This window comes from Biformimicrobium ophioploci (assembly GCF_030270605.1).
Taxonomy (GTDB): Bacteria; Pseudomonadota; Gammaproteobacteria; order Pseudomonadales; family Cellvibrionaceae; genus Biformimicrobium; species Biformimicrobium ophioploci.
This window is the reverse complement of the sequence record NZ_BSYJ01000003.1, coordinates 696,495-715,223: the sequence shown is the minus strand read 5'-3', so window position 1 is coordinate 715,223 and position 18,729 is coordinate 696,495. Positions and strand designations below refer to the sequence as shown.

Here is an 18,729-nt window from a genome sequence, read left to right as displayed (position 1 = left end):
CGCTACTGTGTACTTTCCTGATTTTCTGCCAATGCCTGCTCAGGATTCAGACGATTAACATAAGCCTCAAAGCTGTAATCGCGACCAAGGAAATCCTTGATCAGCTCAGCTGCGGGCTTGGCGCCACCCATACCCAGTACCAGATTGCGATAATCCGCCGCGGTTTCTTCATCGCGCAGCCCCTCTCGCTCAAAGCGGGTGAAAAGGTCTGCCGCAATCGCCTTGGACCACTGGTAGGTGTAATAGATCGCGGAGTAGCCATTCAGGTGGCCAAAGTTGGCATAGAACCGGTCTTCTGGCATCGGTGCAATCGCGGAGAATTTTTTCCGGCTGTTCACCGAGACCTCATCAACATCAATTGTCGCCGGGTCACCGCTGTAAAGATCCAGGGACATAGTCGCGAAACCCAGCTGCCGCGCTGTACCGCTGGCCATGCCGAAATCCCGCGCCGCTACCATTTTTTCAAACAGCGCGTCGGGTAGAGATTCGCCCGCAGCGTTCACAGCAAACCCTTGCAGCGTCTCCTTGTCCCAGAACCATTCTTCCAGCATCTGCGAGGGCGCTTCTACAAAGTCCCACTCGGTTGCAATGCCCGACAGGTCTGCCCACTGCTGGTGACCACCAAACAACCAGTGCACCAGATGGCCGAACTCATGCAGGAAGGTAAGTACCTGACCCTGGTCCATCAGCGCAGCATCGTCTCCCTCCCCAGGAAAATTACACAGCAATGACGCAATCGGAACCTGTTTACCGGCAACGCCGGTTTGCATCGGGAACATGGCGGCATGCTGGTACTTCCCATCACGCGGATGCATATCGAGGTAAAAACGTCCGATCACCTCACCGTCCTTGCGCATTTCATATGGCTGCACGCTGTCATGCCAGACAGCGGTTTCCCAGGGCTGGATCTCTACCTCGAAAAGGTCCGTGATCAGGCCGAGGATGCCATCACGAACATTGCCATACTGGAAATACTGTCGAACTTCCTTGGCATCCAATGCATATTTGTCCTGCCGGATCTTTTCCGACAAATATCCGGACTGCCACCCCCCCACAGCTTTGGCTGCCGGGTCAATGGACTGCAGTTTCGACAGGAGAACCTCATATTCTTCAGCAGCGCCCTTGCGTACGTGCCCGGCGATATCGTCCAGAAATCCGGATACGGTTTCCGGGTCCGCGGCCATCTTGTCCGCAAGCACCAGCTCAGCGTGAGAGCTAAAGCCGAGTAGCTGTGCCTTCTCATGGCGCTTTGCCATCAGCTTTTCAAGCACTATCTTGTTCTGTGGATAGGCCCGGGTCATGAAAGCCTTGTAGATTTCCCGCCGCGCCGCATCATCATCGGCGAAGCGCAGGAAGGGGAAAATATCCGGGTAGGCAGTAGTGATAGTGACCTTACCGTTATCCCCTGCAGGGTGTGCCGCCACATAGTCTTCTGGCATACCTTTTAATAGGGACGGATCCAGTTCGACAGAGCGGACGTCCTCACGGATATTCTTGTCAAATTCGACGCCGATCTCGTAGATTTCATCACTCAGAGTCTTGAGTTGAGCACGCACCTCCTCGGACTTGTCGATACCAGCCAGCAAGTACCCCTTAATGACCTTCTCGACCAAAAGCCGTGTATCAGCGGGGAGATCCTCGGTTGCGATGGACTCAAATTTTTCATAGATGGGGCGAGATGCAAGCAGGTCATTATTGACCTCAACCATTTTTTTACCGCACTCACTGGCCACATCGCGAGTTGCAGCATCGGTAGCGGTGCTCTCAATGGTGCTCACCGGCATGTAGGCATTGGTGCCTTCAATAGACAACTGGTTATAGGCTTTCAGGAAAGCCTCATCACCGGCAGCCATATCAAAGGATTCCAGAGCACTCAGGGATGCGCGTAACGCTTTTTCATCGCGCTCGCAATTGGCTTTGATCTGCTCGGCGGTCATCGCAGAGAAATCGAGGTCGGGCGCCTGCTTGATGGCTGCGACACTGGCCACCTCGGATTGCGAGGCCGGCGTCATGCCACTTTCTTGTTTTTCTTTTTGCTGGTCTTGCGGGTTGTCGCAAGCGCTGAGGGCAATTGCCATGGAAAGGCAGATTGCGGCTGGTCGAAAATCCATTTCTACTCCCCTTATGCAGGAATTTTAATCAGTAAATAAGCGAAACACCTCAAACATCACAGTAAAACCACAAAATTACACCACAGTTTGACCGGGCCAAATCACGACCCGATCACAATTCCATTCTGCCCGAGCATATCGATCAATCCCTGCTCGTCCATAGTCGATATACCAAGGTCAGTCGCCTTGGCGAGTTTGGAGCCGGCACCGGGGCCGGCCACCAGCATATCCGTTTTGGCAGACACACTACCCGCCACCTTGGCACCCAGCTGCTGCAGGTAATCCTTGGCCTCGCTGCGGGACAGGGTTTCGAGCTTGCCGGTGAGCACCCAGGTCTGACCGGCGAGCGGCTGTGCGCCCTCTTCCTGCACCTCAGCCTCCCAGTGCACACCGGCTTGCCGCAAGGCAGAAATCTGGTTGCGGTTGCGTTCCTGCGCAAAGAAACTAGCAACGAAATGCGCAACCACCGGGCCCACATCCTCGACCTGTTGCAATGCCTCTTCGTCCGCCGCCATCAACTGCTCCAACTCACCAAAGTGGCGTGCCAGGTTGCGTGCAGTGGCTTCACCCACTTCGCGAATACCCAGCGAGAACAGGAATTTTGGCAGCGTAGTGTGCCTGCTCTTTTCCAGCGCAGCCAGCAAATTGGATGCGGACTTCTGCCCCATGCGCTCCAGGCCCGTGAGCTGCTCCAGGGTCAGTTCGTACAGGTCGGCCACCGAATGCAGCAGGCCCTCATCCACCATCTGCTCGACCAGCTTGTCGCCAAGACCGTCGACATCCATCGCCTTACGGGAGGCGTAGTGCTTGATGGCTTCCTTGCGCTGCGCGGCGCAGACCAACCCGCCGGTACAGCGCGCCACTGCCTCGCCCTCTACGGACTCGACCGGGGAGCTGCACACCGGGCAGGCAACCGGAAAATCGATTGGTGCGGCATCGGCGGGACGCTTGGATGGCACCACGGAAACCACCTGCGGAATCACGTCACCTGCGCGACGCACAATCACAGTGTCTCCAACCTTCACACCCAGGCGCTGGATTTCGTCGCGGTTGTGCAGCGTCGCGTTGGATACCGTCACGCCGCCAACAAAAACCGGCTCCAGCCTTGCAACAGGGGTGATGGCACCAGTGCGGCCCACCTGGAATTCCACGCCCAATAAGCGGGTCATCTCTTCCTGCGCGGGAAACTTGTAGGCGATCGCCCAGCGCGGTGCGCGCGCAACAAACCCGAGGCGCTGCTGCAGAGGAATGCTGTTGACCTTGAACACGATGCCGTCGATATCGTAAGCCAGCGCCGCGCGACGCTCGCCAATATCCCGGTAATATTCGATGCAGGCACCGATACCCGTGACCTTGCGCATCTCGGCATTGATGCGGAAGCCCCAGCTGTTCAGAATCTCAAGAATTTCCGTGTGCTTTTCGGGAAGCGCCCCACCCTCTACGAAACCGACGCTGTAGGCACAAAGCTCCAGCTGTCTTTTAGCGGTAATGGAGGAATCCAGCTGGCGCAGACTGCCAGCAGCCGCGTTCCGGGGATTGGCAAACAGCTTCTCCCCGGCTTCGCGCGCGCGGGCATTCAAGGCCTCGAAGCCGGCCTTGGGCATATAGATCTCACCGCGCACCTCCAGCACTGGCGGGTAACCATCGCCCTGCAGTCGCAATGGCACAGAGCCAATAGTGCGTACATTACTGGTGATGTCCTCACCCATCGCGCCGTCGCCACGGGTCGCGGCACGCTCGAGGACGCCATCCCGGTAGGTCAGGCTCACGGCAATGCCATCGAGCTTCGGCTCGCAGGCGTACTCGATATCCGCCGTGCTGTTTACCCGGTCCTTGATGCGGCGTTCGAAGTCCGCCAGCTCTTCATCGCCAAATGCGTTGTCCAGAGACAACATGGGAATGCGGTGGGTGACCTGTTCGAATGCCGAGAGCGGCGCGGCACCAACACGCTGCGACGGTGAATCCGGGGTGACTAACTCCGGGTGCGCCGCCTCGATTTCCTGCAGCTCGCGCAACAGCCGGTCGTATTCGGCATCCGGGACTTCCGGGTCGTCGAGAACATAATAACGATAGTTGTGCCGGTGGAGTTGCTCGCGCAGCAACTCCAGGCGCTGAAGATTGGGCTCGGTCATTGGAAAGTCAGTTCTTGGCGATGCGCTGGCGGCGCTGGAATTCAATCACGCGCTGGCGATAGTGCTCCGCCATCTGCGCGGTGAACACGCTTCGGTTTTCATCGCGCAGTGCGCCACCAAGCTGGTTGGCCAGGTGATTGGCGGTCTGCAGCATGCGATTCAGAGACTGCAACGGGTCAGAGGCCATGGGCAGCGTCATAAACAGGCTGACACCCGGGGTATAGAACTCTTCCATGCTGGCCAGGTTAAAGGTACCCGGGACCACCATGTTGGCCATACTGAACTGGACCGGGCCTGCGCCATCCTCATCCTCGTGACGATGGAAAATATCCCGGTCCCCCAGACGCATACCGGAAGACAATACGATACGCAGCAGGTCGTTGCCCTCAAACTGGTCGCCGGCATTGGCCACCACGTTGACGATCAACACTTCCTGTACATCCTGCTGTGCTGGGCCGGCATTCGAACGTGTTTCGGGCGCCGCCGCTTTGGCAACTCTCTCAGTTTTTTCAGGCTTCGATACCGCGGGTCTGGCTGAAACTCGCTCAGGGGAGACTGGTGCAGCCTGCAACTCCTCCAGCGGTGCGATATCGTCGATGGAGGGCTCGACACGCCCCTCGCCTGCAACCGACTCCATGAGGGTCGGCACTTGCTCCTCGAGGTTCAGCGTCGCCTGCTGCGGGCGGCGCTGCCCAACCAACTGGCGCGAGGATTGATAGCTCTGCTGCACCTGTTTGTTGATTTTCTGTGCGTCTTCACGGTCGCGGCGACCTACCACGCGGGCGCCGCCGCCCGGCAGGCTGCTGTCGAAATTCTCGGCCGCCATTGCCGGCTCCGACTCTGCCAGCGGCTCTTCTAAGACAGTCTCTGCTGCAGCCTCGTCAAGGCTGCCTGCCAGCTGATCCGCAACCGGCATGGGCTCTTCCTGAAGTACAGCTGGCTCTTCCGCCACCGTATCTTCTACCTCGGCTTCTACCTCGGCTCCCAGCTCATCACGGCTGCGCGAGCGCACCGCGGTGATGCCGAGGTCCAGCAAAGGATCCGGCTCGTAGCCCTCCTGCCCGGAAGACATCTCCTCCGCGATACGGCGTTTGAAACCCTGGTTCTCGCGATAGCGGTTCCATGCACGGCGAATCCCGTCCGCAATCACCAGGACCAGAAAAATTGCCACTAAAATCATGGGCAAATTATTCATGGCAGCGCCAATCTCCCTTTAAGCCGAAGCCAGTTCCGCGGCTTCTTCCACGTTTACGGATACCAGACGGGATACACCCGGTTCGTGCATGGTGACACCCAGCAGCTGGTCCGCCATCTCCATCGCAATCTTGTTGTGCGAGATATAAATGAACTGCACCTGCGCAGACATCTCCTTAACCATACGCGCATAGCGGCCAACGTTGGCATCATCCAGCGGCGCGTCTACCTCATCCAGCATACAGAACGGCGCCGGGTTGAGGCGGAAAATAGAGAATACCAGTGCAATCGCGGTAAGCGCCTTCTCACCACCGGACAGCAGGTGAATGGTGCTGTTTCGCTTGCCCGGCGGGCGCGCCATGATCGCAATACCGGTGTCGAGCAGGTCTTCGCCGGTAAGCTCGAGATACGCATGGCCACCGCCGAAGACTTTCGGGAACAGTTCCTGCAGGCCGGTGTTGACCTGATCGAAAGTCTCCTTAAAGCGGGTACGGGTCTCGCGGTCGATCTTGCGGATCGCATTTTCCAGGGTTTCCAGCGCGCCGGTCAGGTCCGCGTGCTGGCGGTCCAGATAAGTCTTGCGCTCGGACTCCTGCTTGTATTCGTCGATGGCCGCGAGGTTGATCGGACCAAGGCGCGAGATGCGTGCGGCAATCTTTTCCAGTTCTTCCTGGGCCGACTCGATCGTGAGCTCTTCCGGCAGCTCAGAAAGCACCTGCTCCAGCTCGTATTCCTGTTCACGCAACTGCTCGACCAGGGTGTTGCGCTGCACTTCCAGGGTCTGGGCGCCAAGGCGCTCCTGCTCCAGCTGCGCGCGTACACCCTGCAATGCAGACTCAACCTTGTGGCGCTCCTGCTCGATATTACGCAGTCCCTGGTCGACTTCTTCCAGGCGCTTGCGTGCGGCGGCAAGCTCCGCTTCCACCTCGAGCCTGCCGGCGAGCTTCTCTTCCAGTTCCGCCTGGAAGTCCTGCGACGGGTCGTGCGCCTCGGCCAGCTGCAGACGCAGCTCTTCGCGACGCTCCTGCAGGCGTTCGGTCTGCTCGCGCAGACGCTCCATGGTCTGCTGAATGGACTGCAGCTGGGTACGCACTGACTGCTCACGCATTGCCAGTTCGTGCGCCTTGTCTTTGTCTTCACGCGAGCGCTGGCGCACGGCATCCAGGGTCTCGCGGATTTCTTCGCGTCTGGCGAGCATCAATTCACGCGCGTCGGTATCGTCGCTCATCGCGTCGACCGCTTCCTGCAGCAGCAGGCGGGCCTCACTAAGGGACTCGCCTTCCAGCGCTATCTGCTCGCTGGCTTCCTCGATCTCACGCTCGGCGCGCTCACGACGGGCGGCCATCTGTTCGATCTTGACCTGGCGTGCAGATACCTGGCTGCGCAGTTCGCCATAGCGGCGGCTGAGGTCATCCGCTGCACGACGTGCCGCTTCCACTTCCGTCTCCAGGGTAGTCAGGCGGGTACGCAGGGTTTCCTGTTCTTCCTGGCGCGCGGCCAGCTGCTCTTCCGCGGCTTCAATCGCTGCGGAAAGTTCCTCCAGTTCCTGCTTGCGTGCCAGAACCCCGGACTCGGCATCATCGCCGCGGGCAACGCGCAACCAGTTGGCACCGAGCCACAGGCCATCGCGCGTCACTACGGATTCACCGGCGTTGAGCTGTTTGCGCAGCTGCAAGGCTTCATCCAGGCCTTCTGCGGTGTAAACACCATTGAGGAAACTGGTGATCGCCTCAGGGCCCTGCACCTGCTCCGCCAGCGCAGCAAAACGATGCTCTGCATCTACGCTGATTCCATCAACAAAGATGGCCTCACCTTTTTCAAATCCGGGCAGGCTGTCGGCGAGCTGGTCGAGCTGATCCACGCACACTGCCTGCAGCTGGCGACCCAGTACGGTTTCTACGGCCTTTTCCCAACCGACGGCCGCAGTCACCTGCTCCGCCAGGCGCGGGCTGCCCGCGAGACCGGCATTTTCCAGCCACTGGTCCACAGAGGCGCCCTGTCCCATCGCCGCCTGCTGCAACGCTTCCAGTGACGCCTGGCGTCCGCGCTGTTTCTGCAGCTGGTTGCGCAGCTGGTCCAGCTCCGCCACCAGGTCGCGATCGCGCTGGCGCAGCTCGCTGATTTCCTCTGTCAGGGTATCGACAGTTTCGCGCTTGCCGCCCAGATCCAGGTCGATCTCCGCCAGGGTCTCGGTCAGTTCGCCCAGGTCGTCATCTTCCGGCTCTGCCAGGCTGGCGATTTCCTCGCGCAACTTGGAAATGCGATCCTGCAGGCGCTGCTGCGCATTTTCAAAATGCTGGATGCGGGACTGCTGCACCTCGGCCTTCTGGCGCGAATCCGAGGCGCTCTGGTTGAACTCGTCCCACTCACCCTGCCAATTCTGCATCTGCTCTTCAGCAGTCTGCAGGGCGATTGCAGATTCTTCTTCTTTGGCCTGGACCATTTCCAGGTCCGGCACAATCACTTCCAGCTCCGCTTCAAAGTTTACCGAGCGTTCCTTATCTGAAAGCAGCAACTGCTCCGCATCGCGGCAATCGCGTTCGGTGCGGTCCAGGTCACTCGTCAGCTGGGCGTTGCGCTCGCGCGCGTGGGAGATGCTCTGCTCAAGGCGGGCAATGTCCGCACCGGCAGCATAGAAACGGCCCTGCACCTCATTGAAGGCATCGGACAGTTCCTGGTGCTCCACGCGGCGCTCTTCGATTTGGGTATCGTGACCAACCTGCCGTGTGACCAGTTCCTCGACGGTCAGCTCCAGCTCGTTGATACGCTGCTTGCGTCCCTCGGACTGGCCATCCAGCTCCTTGTACTTGAGGGCCTGCAGCTGGGCCTTGAGCTGGCGCTCTTCTTCCTTGAAGCGGGTGTATTTCTCGGCGGCGGCAGACTGGCGCTCGAGGCGCGACAGCTGGCGATCCAGCTCGTCGCGGATGTCCGTCAATCGCTCCATGTTTTCATGGGTGCGGCGCATGCGGTTCTCGGTGTCGCGGCGGCGCTCCTTGTACTTGGAGATGCCCGCAGCTTCCTCGATGTAGACCCGCAGGTCTTCAGGCTTGGCCTCGATCAGTTTGGAGATCATGCCCTGCTCGATGATCGCATAGCTGCGCGGCCCGAGGCCTGTACCGAGGAACAGGTCGGTGATATCGCGGCGTCGGCACTTGTTACCGTTCAGGTAATAGGTGTTCTGGGCGTCGCGGGTAACCTTGCGCTTAACCGAGATCTCGGAGAATGCACCCAGCTCGCCGGTGACCTTGCCTTCATTATTCTCGAATACCAGCTCGATGGAGGCCTGCCCCACCGGCTTGCGCCCGCCGGAACCATTGAAGATGACGTCCGTCATGGACTCGCCACGCAGGTTCTTGGCTGATGACTCACCCATTACCCAGCGCACGGCGTCAATGATATTGGACTTGCCACAGCCATTGGGGCCTACGACCGCACTGAGGTTGGAGGGGAAGGAGACATTGGTGGGGTCTACAAAAGATTTAAAACCCGCCAGCTTGATAGACTTCAAACGCATGGAATCGAAACTCGGTCACGCCAATCATTGTTCTTTTAGAGCCGCGGTGCGCGGGGCATGCGGTACCTCAATCGTTCCGTGTGGCGGAAAAATGCGCACACAGACCTAACCGCCGATTGTACACCGCGAGAAGGACCATTTCACCGCCTATTAGTGACCTTGCTGGCACCGGCGGCGAAATGGAATTACGGGGGATTACAGTTGCTGGTTGATCAGGATTTCAACCGACTCGGACCAGCTGGCCCGCGGCAGCGCCGCGATCTCGCCCTGCCAGTCACCTTTCTGCGGCGACGGGCTGCCACCCACGGCGACCCGCGCCACCAGCTGCACGGAATTCACACTTGCCAGCGAACGCCCGGGCATCATGGCTGAACTCTCATCCAGCACCACAACTGTTGGCAGGTCCGCTACCTGCAGACGGCGGATGGCCAGTGGCATCGGGTTGTCCGCGGTGCGCGCATAGACAAATACCGGCGTTGCCGGATCCAGACTGGCACTGCCTGCCAGGGATACCGCAATCCGGATACTGGAAGCAGCCTTATCTGTCGGTTGCGCTGCTGTGTCGCCAGGCTGTTGCGCGACACTGGCGTCTGCGTCAACTGCGCCAGTTTGATCTTCTGCGACCTCACCGAGGGCCAGTCGCGCTTGCGCGACCCCGGCCTGAAGCGCCAGCGCCCCCTGGGAACCGGCGGGCATATGGGTCAGTGCGCGACTCCAGTGATCCCGGGCATCGGCAAATCGCTTTTCCTCAAATGCCGCCACACCGGCCAGACCGAGCGCCGTCGTGTTCACTGCATCCTCGGTCAGCACCTGATCCACCAGTTGCTTGACCTCCGGTGTAATGGACTTGCCATGCTTGAAGAACAGCGCCTGCGCCAGCTCCGCGCGCACCCCGGACTCCTGTGGGTGAATTTTGAGAATTTCCCGATACTGGGCGATCGCCCCCGAAATGTCTGCCGAAACCATCAGGCGCTGCGCCAGCGCATAGCGGCTGCTGGTGTCTTCCGGATTGCGCGCCACCAGCGCATGCAAGCGGCGGGTAATTTCCTGCTCGCGCACCGTGCTGTGCGGCTGGCTCTGGCTCTCTACAAACAGTTTCTGCAGGGCAACGCCATCGGCAGCACCCAGGTCGCGATACAGCAACACCGCAACGACCACCAGCAAACCGGCAGCGGCAAATATTGGCCAGCGGGCCAATATGCGGGTACCACTGACACTCTTTTCTGAACCGGCTTCCGCCATCAGCTTGCGCGCAGCATCCGCTTCCAGCTCAGCGAATTCGGCTTCACCCAGGACGCCGGCATCACGATCCCGCTCAAGGTCACGCATATACTCACGATACAGGCGCTTGGCCTCATCACTGGCCTGCAACACCCCCTCATCGCTGCCGTGCTCCTTGCGGAAAAACGGCCACAGCAGGAAACCGGCGGCCAACAGGCCCAGCAAAACAAAAAATAACCAGGTCACGAATCTACCTATATGTTCCCGTTCACTTCTCTGAGCCGGGGCCTTTGCCCGGATCGCGCGGGGCCTTGTCGCCCAGGATCTTCTGCAGCTGCTCGCGCTCATCGCTGGTCAGGGGCTGTGCCACAACCTCCTCACCCTGCTGCATGGCGCGCTGGCGGCGGCCTCGCTGGACCACGATCAGCATGACAACCAGGCCAAAGGCCGCAAACAGTCCCGGCCCAACCCACAGGAATACGGTGTTGCGTTGCAGCGGGGGCCGGTACAGGACGTAATCGCCATAGCGCTCAACCATAAAATCCGTGATTTCCTGGTCCGACTTGCCCTCTTCCAGCAAACGGCGGATCTCACGGCGCAGGTCGGAAGCAATCGGGGAATCAGAGCCGGCCAAATTCTGGTTCTGGCACTTGGGGCAGCGCATCTCCTCGATAAACACCGCGTACCGGACCCGCAGCTCAGGGTCTGCCAGCAGCTCGGCTTCCACCGCCGCCAGTGACGGCATGGCGCAAAGGGCAAAAACCACCGCCACGATCCAGCGATTCAAACAGCGTTTCAAAATGACCAACCCTCCATTCTGGGGCAGTTAGGCGACAGTGCACCTGGCGCATAGAGGCCGCCAGTATACCAGTGCCCCCTCCAGTTAGCACTTTGCCCGCCCGCGGGACGGGGCCCGAGTGCCTGACCACAAATGCTTCGTAACCTTTTGAAAGAAAAACAAAAAAAGTTTCAGGGAAGTGTTGACGCTCCCAAATTTTTCATTAATATACGCAGCTCCTGACGCGGGGTGGTTAGCTCAGCTGGGAGAGCATCGCCCTTACAAGGCGAGGGTCGCAGGTTCGATCCCTGCACCACCCACCACTTTCTCCACCGCATTGCGGTGTGCCAGACAGGCGGCATTAAAGAGAGAAAGCGGCGCTTCAGGAAACAATGCGGACCGGTAGTTCAGTTGGTTAGAATGCCGGCCTGTCACGCCGGAGGTCGCGGGTTCGAGTCCCGTCCGGTCCGCCATACAAACAAAAGGCTCGCTGCTCACGCAGCGGGCCTTTTTTGTTTCCCCTTCCCCTCTTCGTATCCCCAGACCGAATATGTAAAAATAGCCAACGACCCTCTTCCACAACCAACAATAAAAACAGTATGAGCCTGACCGCATTTGTGACCGGCGGCACCGGATTTCTCGGCGCCAATCTGATTGAACAGTTACTGGCCGATGGCTGGCAGGTAACCGCCATGCACCGGCGCAATTCCAATACAGAGCGCCTCGCATCAATGGGGGTAACCCTGGTGGAAGCAGACCTGTACGACCAGGCGTCAGTGCAGGCAACAATTCCCGAGCACTGTGATGCCGTGTTCCACGTTGCCGCCAACACCAACATGTGGAGCGGCGGAAACGCTGCACAGTGGCGGGACAATGTGGAGGGCACGGCAAATATTGCGCGTGCAGCGCGCGCACGCAATATCGGCCGTTTTATCCTCACCAGCTCAATTTCCGCTTACGGCTACCATACCGAAACCATTAATGAGGAGAGCCCGCAGCTTGCCGATGACCCGCGTCACCACTACCTCTATACAAAGAAACGCGCGGAAGCGGCGCTGCGCGAGGAAGTGGCCAAGGGACTGGACGCGGTCATACTCAACCCGTGCGGCATCGTAGGCAAGTACGACACCAGCAGCTGGGCGCAGACCTTTTTCATGATTGCCGAAGACAGGCTTCCGGGCGTGCCGCCCGGTGCAGGCTCATTCTGCCATGCAGGCGCCGTGGCCCGCGCGCACATCAACGCCTTCCACAAGGGCCGCAGCGGCGAAAACTATATTCTTGCTGGGACCGATGCCAGCTTTCTCGAATTTTTTGGCAAGATCGCGGAACTGGTGGGCAAGCCCAAGCCGAAAAGCACCGTGCCGGCTTTCGCCATCCGCATGCTTGGCTATTTCTCAGGACTGGCATCCTGGGTGACTGGACGCGAGCCGAATATCACCCCGGAGAAAGCCGCCATGGTGACGCGGCGGGTGGTCGCCAACAGCGATAAAGCCGTTGCCGAGCTGGGGTACGATGACAGCGTTCCACTGGATATTATGCTGCGCGAATCTTTCGACTGGCTGAAAAGACAGAAATTATTGTGATCCCGCACGCTTCGCGCCAGGCTCATCCCGGGTCTGGCATGCTCCGAAGCAGCCGCTGCTCAACCAGTTCACACATCAGGTCATCAAAGCGCCCTTCCGGTACCGAGATTTCCAGCACCACTTCAGCACCGTAATTTGCCTCGAGACAACTGGCGTCATAGCGCGTGAGCATACGCCTGATAGCAGACTCCGCCGCAAAATCACACTTCAGGGTCTTCTGCACCCTGGGCGTAAACTCGACCAGTTCAACCTGCTCCAGGGCCGCGCCAACCGCACCGCGATAGGCGCGCATCAGGCCGCCCACGCCCAGCTTGATCCCACCGAAATAGCGCACTACCACCACGGAGACGTTGGCAACGTCCTGCTTCTGTAATAGCTCAAGCATGGGCCGGCCTGCGCTACCGGAAGGTTCGCCATCGTCGTCAGCACGATAGAAATCGGGATTCAGGGGGTCGCCAATCAGGCAGGCAGAGCAGTGGTGACGGGCGTCAGGGTATTGCTTGCGCAAGGCATCAAGGTGCGCCGTATAACCCGCCTTATCTTCAACCGGTTGCAGGGAGCAGATAAAGCGGCTTTTCTTGACCTCGATTTCAGCGACAGTGCTGTACTGCGGGGTTCGACGCGGCATTATTCAATGCTTCCAGGGTGCCAGCCACCAGCGCCTCGTAGACCGGTGCCAGCTTTTGCGTCCAGACACGGTCATTGACATCGCCAATATGCTTGCAACGAATCACGCCGGACCGGTCCACCAGGTAAGTTTCCGGCGCACCAAACACACCCAGGTCGATGCCGAGGCGACCCTCTGCATCAATCACGCTGAATACATAAGGATCATCCAGTTCCTGCAGCCAGCGCTGCGCTTTAACAGTTTCGTCCTTGTAGTTGATCCCGACAATCTTCACGCCCTGCTCTGCCAGCGAGTTCAGGTAAGCGTGTTCGGCCTTACAGGTGGGGCACCAGGTGGCCCACACGTTCAGCAGGTATGGCTCACCAGGCAGGGCTTCATTACCCACCGGCTTGTCCGGGTCTGCCAGAGTTGGCAGGGTGAAGCTCGGCACCGGCTTGTTCAGCAAGGCGGAGGGCATATCGCGCGGGTCCAGCGAGAGACCACGCCAGAACAACAACGCCAGCATCCCGAAGATAAACAGCGGCAGAAATAGTTTCAGTCGACCCATATCCGGTATACCCCGTTACGCGCTCTGTAATACCGGCGCGGCCTGCACCGGCGCCTTGGCCCGCGCGCGACGATAGCGCTTGTCTGCGACAGCAACGCCGCCGCCAATGCCCATAAAGAGTGCGCCCAGCCAGATCCAGACCACAAACGGCTTGTACTGCAGGCGCACAGACCAGGCACCCTTGCCCATGTTGTCGCCAAGTGCAATAAACACATCGCGGAACAGGTCGGTATCAATCGCCGCCTCGGTCATGGTGTTGCCGCCGGAAAAATAATTGCGCTTCTGCGGCTTGAGCACACCGATTTCGCTGCCTCCATGGGAGACCAGCACGCGCCCCTCCACCGCCATATAGTTCGGGCCGCGCACACGCTCTACGCCATCGAAGCGGAATTCGTAATGCCCAATCGCCTGAACATCACCAGGCAGCATGCGCACATCGCGTTCAACACTGTAAATCGTATTGAGGGTCACACCGGCCGCCGTAATTGCCAGGCCGATATGCGCCAGTAACATGCCGTAATAGCTCGCGCGGACTTTACCGAAACGGCCACCAAAGGTGCGCGCATTTCCGGTTTTGGTATACCAGTCGGCCAGCGAGGCAAAAAGGACCCACGACGCAACATAAACCGCGAGCGCCGCCTTCCAGTCAAACTGGCCGTCAAACAGGAACGGGAACGCCAGCGCAACCACGAGCGCCAGCACCTGCGGCTTCAGCCACAGCTTCAACAGGCGGTCCTTCGGGGTCTTTTTCCAGTTGGCAGAGATGCCGAGGCCGAGCAGTACGCATAGCACCCCCATCAGCGGCACAAAGAAGAAGTTGAAGTAAGGCGGGCCCACGCTGACGCGACCGAGGTTCAGCGCATCGGCGATCAGCGGATACAGGGTACCCAACAGCACCACCGCCAACACGATCACCAACACCACATTGTTCCACAGCAGGAACGCCTCGCGCGACAGCCAGCTAAACAGCACCCGGTTGTGTACTGCCGGCGCGCGCAGCGCGTACAGCAACAGGGAGCCGCCCACTACCAGCACCAGGAAACCGAGGATAAAGGAACCGCGGGCCGGATCGGTTGCGAAGGCATGCACGGAGACCAGCACACCGGAACGCACCAGGAAGGTACCAAGCAGACTCAACGCAAAAGTGAAGATGGCCAGCAGGATGGTCCAGCTCTTGAACAGGCCGCGTTTTTCCGTCACTGCCAGGGAATGGATCAGTGCGGTGCCCGCAAGCCAGGGCATAAACGACGCGTTTTCAACCGGATCCCAGAACCACCAGCCGCCCCAGCCCAGCTCGTAATAGGCCCACCAGCTGCCCAGCGCAATACCGAGACTCAGGAAGGCCCAGGCAACAATGGTCCACGGACGGGTCCAGCGTGCCCAGCTGCTATCGAGGTGGCCGCCGATCAGCGCAGCAATGGAAAATGCAAAGGCGACGGAGAAACCGACATAGCCCATGTACAGCAGGGGCGGATGGAAGATCATGCCCGGGTCCTGCAGCAGCGGGTTCAGGTCACTGCCCTCTGTCGGCGAGAACGGCAGGATGCGATCGAACGGGTTGGAGGTGAACAGCATGAACAGGAACAGGCCCACCAGGATCATACCCAGCACCGAGAGTACCCGCGCGATCAGCGCCGGCGGCAATGCCCGGCTGAAGCGCGCCACTGCGGCCGTCCAGCCGCACATCATCAGCACCCACAGGAGCATCGAACCCTCGTGGCCACCCCACACCGCTGCAACCTTGTACTGCACCGGCAGCACGCTGTTGGAGTTCTGTGCGACATAGGCAACGCTGAAGTCGCTCTGCACAAACGCAATCGTCAGGCAGGCGTAGGCAATGATCGTCAGCACCAGTACGCCGTAGGCGAGCGAATGCCCGGAGCGCATCATGGCAATATCGGAGCGCGCTGCGCCCACCATGGGAACCACAGCCATTACCAGAGACAGTAACAGCCCGAGAATCAGGGCAAACTGGCCAATTTCCGGGATCATCAATTTTTCCGCTTAGCGCTAATCTGTTTGAACTTTTATGGTCAACTTATGCGTTGAGTCATTGTGGCAGTGCCGGCGCGGACGAATCAGTAGTCCGAAGCCATGGCCTTGCCGGCGCCCTGGCAGGTCGCGGTGTGGTCACCCACCATCGCTTCCTGAACTTCGGGCGGCGTATAGGTTTCATCGTGCTTGGCCAGCACCTGCTCCGCTTCGAACACACCGGAAGACTGCAGCTTGCCGGTTACCACCGCCGCCTCACCTTCCGCGAACAGGTCCGGCAGGATACCGGTGTACTTGACCGGCACCTGGGCCACACCGTCGGTAATGGAGAATCGCACCGCCAGGCTTTCTTCCGAGCGGAATACGCTGCCCGGTACCACGCAGCCGCCTGCGCGCACACGCACATTATGCGGCACTTCTTCCGCGGCGAATTTACTCGGCGGATAGAAAAAGTCGATATTCTGGCGCAGCGCATAAGTGATCAGCGCAATAGCGGCGCTGCTCAGTGTCACCAGTAGTAAAACCAGGATCAGTCGTTGTTTGCGAACCGGGTGCATGCTTTCAATCACCTACATCTATTTAATTCTGTGTCAGCCCGAGGTTTCCGGCGTGGCTACGGTGGCCGCGGCGCGCGCCCTGCGCTCTGCCACATCCAGGCGCTTCTTCTCCTGGGCGATAAAACGGCTCGCGCCGCGGCTCGGCAATACGATGAGCGCGATCAGGGTGACCAGGGTCACGACGTATGCCGCCCACACAAACGGGCCGTGGCCCGCCATCTCGATAAATTCTGCAAAACTGGAGAACTGGAAATTCATGCCTTGCCTCCTTCTTCAACCAGCCTGGTGCTGCCACTTGCAACCATCTGCTGCACCCAGCGGGTCTTGCGCTCGCGCACCAGGATTTGCTGGCGCGTGTGCAGGATCAGGCTCCAGGCGTAAAAACAGTAGAAACCCACCACCATCACCAGCAGCGGATAGAACATGCTCGGGTGAATGCTGCTGGATTCCGTGAGCTTGATGGTGGCCGGCTGGTGCAGGGAGTTCCACCAGTCCACAGACTTGTAAATAATCGGGATATTGACTGTGCCCACCAGCGCCAGGATGGCGCAGGCCTTGTCGGCAGTGCGCTCCTGCAGAAACGCCTGGCCCAGGGCGATTACGCCGATATACAGGAGCAGGAGTAGCAGCATCGAGGTAATCCGCGCATCCCACACCCAGTAGGTGCCCCAGGTCGGCTTGCCCCAGACTGCGCCGGTGAACAATGCCACAAACGTGAGCGCCGCACCGATCGGTGCCGCCGCGCGCATCACCACAAACGGCAGTTTCATGCGCCAGATCAGGCCGATGGCACCGCTGATGGCCATGACGTAATAACCCACCAGCGCCAGCACCGCCGCGGGCACGTGGATAAAGATAATGCGGTAACTGTTGCCCTGCTTGGCATCCTGCGGGGCAAAACCCAGCCCCCAGATGGCGCCGGTGACCAGCAATACCACGCTCGCAATGGCTAGCCAGGGCAACCATGCCTGTGTCTTTTGATAGAACCAGCGGGGCGAACCCAGCCGGTGGAACCATTGCCAATTCACACAAATACCCTACTTCAATTCAGACCGATCAGTCCGACAGACTGATCCGCAATGCACCGGCCACCGCCAGAGGCGCCAGTGCCAGTGCAGCCGCCAGCATGGCCCCGAGGACCGCGAGCTGGCCGCCATAGGCAAAACCTTCAATTGCCGCCTGTACGGCACCGGTGCCGAAGATTAACACGGGCGCATAAAGCGGCATAACAATCAACGGCAGCAGCAAGCCCGGGCGATGCAGCGAAACCGTGAGGCCGGCGCCGATAGCGCCGAGCAGGCTCAGGCTCGCGGTGCCCAGCAACATGGACAGCAGCAGCGGCAGGTAACCGGACTCCGGCAGGCTCAGCATCAGGCCCAGCACCGGCGCGAACAAGGTCAGCGGCAGGCCAGTTACCAGCCAGTGCACCAATACCTTGGCCAGCACCCCGAAATACAGCGGCTGCGGGCTCAGCGCCAGCTGCTCCAGCGAGCCGTCGGCAAAGTCGCCGCGAAACAGGCCGTCCTGCGCCAGCAGGTTCGCCAGCAGCGCCACAATCCAGATCATGCCGGGCGCCAGCGCGGCCAGCATATCCGGCGCCGGCCCCACCCCAAGCGGCACCAGCGCCAGAACCATCAGGAAAAACAGCAGTGGATTGGCAAGGTCACCGCGCTGGCGATAGGCCAGCAGCAGTTCGCGGCGCAGGATGCGCAGGAAGCCCGGCCCCTCAACCATCGCAAACGTGTCGGGGCGCACTTCAGTAGACACCGGCCACCTCCGCCAGTTCGACCCCGGCCTGCGGCACAAATTCCTGCAGTTTCAGGCGTTGCAGGCCGTCTATCGCCAGGTCCTGGTGGGAGGTCAGGATCACCATGCCGCCCGCCGCACAATGCGCGCGCAGGCGTGCCTCCAGCGTCGCAACACCGCTCTTGTCCAGGGCGGTGAACGGCTCATCCAGAATCCAAAGCCGCGCGCCGGAAAAGTGCAGGCGCGCCAGCGCCACGCGCCGGTTCTGCCCCGCGGAGAGCTGGTGGCAGGGCGTATCCTCGTACCCGCCGAGACCAATCCAGGCCAGCGCCGCTTCTGCCGCATCGCCGTCGGCGCCATACCAGGCCAGGTTCTCGCGCGGGGTCAGGCTGCGCTTGATACCCGCAAGATGGCCGATAAACAGCAGTTCTGAGCGCAACGCGGTACGGGCACTAGGCATATCTTTGCCACGCCAGGTCATGGAGCCACTGTCCGGTGCGGCAGTAGTGGTGAGCACCCGCATCAGCGAGGTCTTGCCGACGCCATTCGGCCCCTCCAGCTGCAGCAGGTCGCCCGCCGCCAGGGAAAACGACAGTCCGGCCAGCAACACGTGATCGTCGCGCGCCACCGCCAGGTCGCGCACAACCAGCAGTGGCCCCGGGACCCCGCCCGTTCCCGACTGATGTTGCCCTTTCACCGAAGATGCCAAATCGGCTCCCGTCATAT

At 60.0% G+C, this 18,729-nt stretch carries 15 protein-coding genes and 2 tRNA genes; 3 read left to right on the top strand and 14 right to left on the bottom strand.

All coding sequences use genetic code 11. The features are described 5' to 3' along the window. Positions 1 to 2: 2 nt before the first annotated feature. The 6 genes from QSJ80_RS09910 to QSJ80_RS09885 form a co-directional block, all read right to left on the bottom strand. Positions 3 to 2,111: a M3 family metallopeptidase gene (locus QSJ80_RS09910; protein ID WP_285764277.1), complete on the bottom strand. Its 2,109-nt coding sequence runs from the start codon at positions 2,109 to 2,111 to the stop codon at positions 3 to 5. Positions 2,112 to 2,212: 101 nt separating this feature from the next. Further along, the gene (ligA, locus tag QSJ80_RS09905; RefSeq protein ID WP_285764276.1) at positions 2,213 to 4,243 is read right to left on the bottom strand and encodes an NAD-dependent DNA ligase LigA; all 2,031 of its coding nucleotides are present in this window, start codon (positions 4,241 to 4,243) and stop codon (positions 2,213 to 2,215) included. A 7-nt stretch (positions 4,244 to 4,250) separates the two neighbouring features. After that, the gene (zipA, locus tag QSJ80_RS09900) at positions 4,251 to 5,438 is read right to left on the bottom strand and encodes a cell division protein ZipA (protein ID WP_285764275.1); all 1,188 of its coding nucleotides are present in this window, start codon (positions 5,436 to 5,438) and stop codon (positions 4,251 to 4,253) included. A gap of 18 nt (positions 5,439 to 5,456) precedes the next feature. Further along, positions 5,457 to 8,951: a chromosome segregation protein SMC gene (smc, locus tag QSJ80_RS09895; protein WP_285764274.1), complete on the bottom strand. Its 3,495-nt coding sequence runs from the start codon at positions 8,949 to 8,951 to the stop codon at positions 5,457 to 5,459. Between the two features lie 195 nt (positions 8,952 to 9,146). Further along, a complete protein-coding gene (ccmI, locus tag QSJ80_RS09890; RefSeq protein ID WP_285764273.1) occupies positions 9,147 to 10,418 on the bottom strand; it encodes a c-type cytochrome biogenesis protein CcmI in 1,272 nt (423 codons plus the stop codon). Positions 10,419 to 10,440: 22 nt separating this feature from the next. Next, positions 10,441 to 10,971 carry a cytochrome c-type biogenesis protein gene (locus QSJ80_RS09885; protein WP_285764272.1) on the bottom strand — a complete coding sequence of 177 codons (531 nt, stop codon included), beginning with the start codon at positions 10,969 to 10,971 and terminating at the stop codon, positions 10,441 to 10,443. A 226-nt stretch (positions 10,972 to 11,197) separates the two neighbouring features. Between QSJ80_RS09885 and QSJ80_RS09880 the strand changes: the two genes are divergently transcribed. The 3 genes from QSJ80_RS09880 to QSJ80_RS09870 all read left to right on the top strand — a co-directional run bounded on the left by QSJ80_RS09880 (position 11,198) and on the right by QSJ80_RS09870 (position 12,533). After that, a tRNA-Val gene (locus QSJ80_RS09880) sits at positions 11,198 to 11,273 on the top strand. A 73-nt stretch (positions 11,274 to 11,346) separates the two neighbouring features. Next, a tRNA-Asp gene (locus QSJ80_RS09875) sits at positions 11,347 to 11,423 on the top strand. Positions 11,424 to 11,549: 126 nt separating this feature from the next. Next, on the top strand, positions 11,550 to 12,533 hold the full coding sequence (locus QSJ80_RS09870; protein WP_285764271.1) for an NAD-dependent epimerase/dehydratase family protein: 984 nt from the start codon (positions 11,550 to 11,552) through the stop codon (positions 12,531 to 12,533). A 22-nt stretch (positions 12,534 to 12,555) separates the two neighbouring features. On the opposite strand, the gene QSJ80_RS09865 is transcribed toward QSJ80_RS09870, so the two are convergent. The 8 genes from QSJ80_RS09865 to ccmA all read right to left on the bottom strand — a co-directional run bounded on the left by QSJ80_RS09865 (position 12,556) and on the right by ccmA (position 18,700). Beyond that, positions 12,556 to 13,161 (bottom strand): YigZ family protein, encoded by a 606-nt coding sequence (locus QSJ80_RS09865; RefSeq protein ID WP_285764270.1) that lies wholly within the window; start codon positions 13,159 to 13,161, stop codon positions 12,556 to 12,558. Then, positions 13,124 to 13,708, bottom strand: coding sequence for a DsbE family thiol:disulfide interchange protein (locus QSJ80_RS09860; RefSeq protein ID WP_285764269.1), 585 nt, complete (start codon positions 13,706 to 13,708; stop codon positions 13,124 to 13,126). The genes QSJ80_RS09865 and QSJ80_RS09860 overlap by 38 nt, the downstream gene beginning before the upstream one ends. A gap of 15 nt (positions 13,709 to 13,723) precedes the next feature. Then, positions 13,724 to 15,700 (bottom strand): heme lyase CcmF/NrfE family subunit, encoded by a 1,977-nt coding sequence (locus tag QSJ80_RS09855; protein WP_285764268.1) that lies wholly within the window; start codon positions 15,698 to 15,700, stop codon positions 13,724 to 13,726. 86 nt (positions 15,701 to 15,786) lie between these two features. Then, a complete protein-coding gene (gene ccmE, locus QSJ80_RS09850) occupies positions 15,787 to 16,257 on the bottom strand; it encodes a cytochrome c maturation protein CcmE (protein WP_285764267.1) in 471 nt (156 codons plus the stop codon). Between the two features lie 33 nt (positions 16,258 to 16,290). Continuing rightward, positions 16,291 to 16,515 (bottom strand): heme exporter protein CcmD, encoded by a 225-nt coding sequence (gene ccmD, locus QSJ80_RS09845; RefSeq protein WP_285764266.1) that lies wholly within the window; start codon positions 16,513 to 16,515, stop codon positions 16,291 to 16,293. Next, a complete protein-coding gene (locus QSJ80_RS09840; protein WP_285764265.1) occupies positions 16,512 to 17,285 on the bottom strand; it encodes a heme ABC transporter permease in 774 nt (257 codons plus the stop codon). The genes ccmD and QSJ80_RS09840 overlap by 4 nt, the downstream gene beginning before the upstream one ends. Before the next feature lie 28 nt (positions 17,286 to 17,313). Continuing rightward, a complete protein-coding gene (ccmB, locus tag QSJ80_RS09835; protein ID WP_285764301.1) occupies positions 17,314 to 17,991 on the bottom strand; it encodes a heme exporter protein CcmB in 678 nt (225 codons plus the stop codon). Positions 17,992 to 18,013: 22 nt separating this feature from the next. After that, on the bottom strand, positions 18,014 to 18,700 hold the full coding sequence (gene ccmA / locus QSJ80_RS09830) for a cytochrome c biogenesis heme-transporting ATPase CcmA (RefSeq protein ID WP_285764264.1): 687 nt from the start codon (positions 18,698 to 18,700) through the stop codon (positions 18,014 to 18,016). Between the last annotated feature and the right edge of the window lie 29 nt (positions 18,701 to 18,729).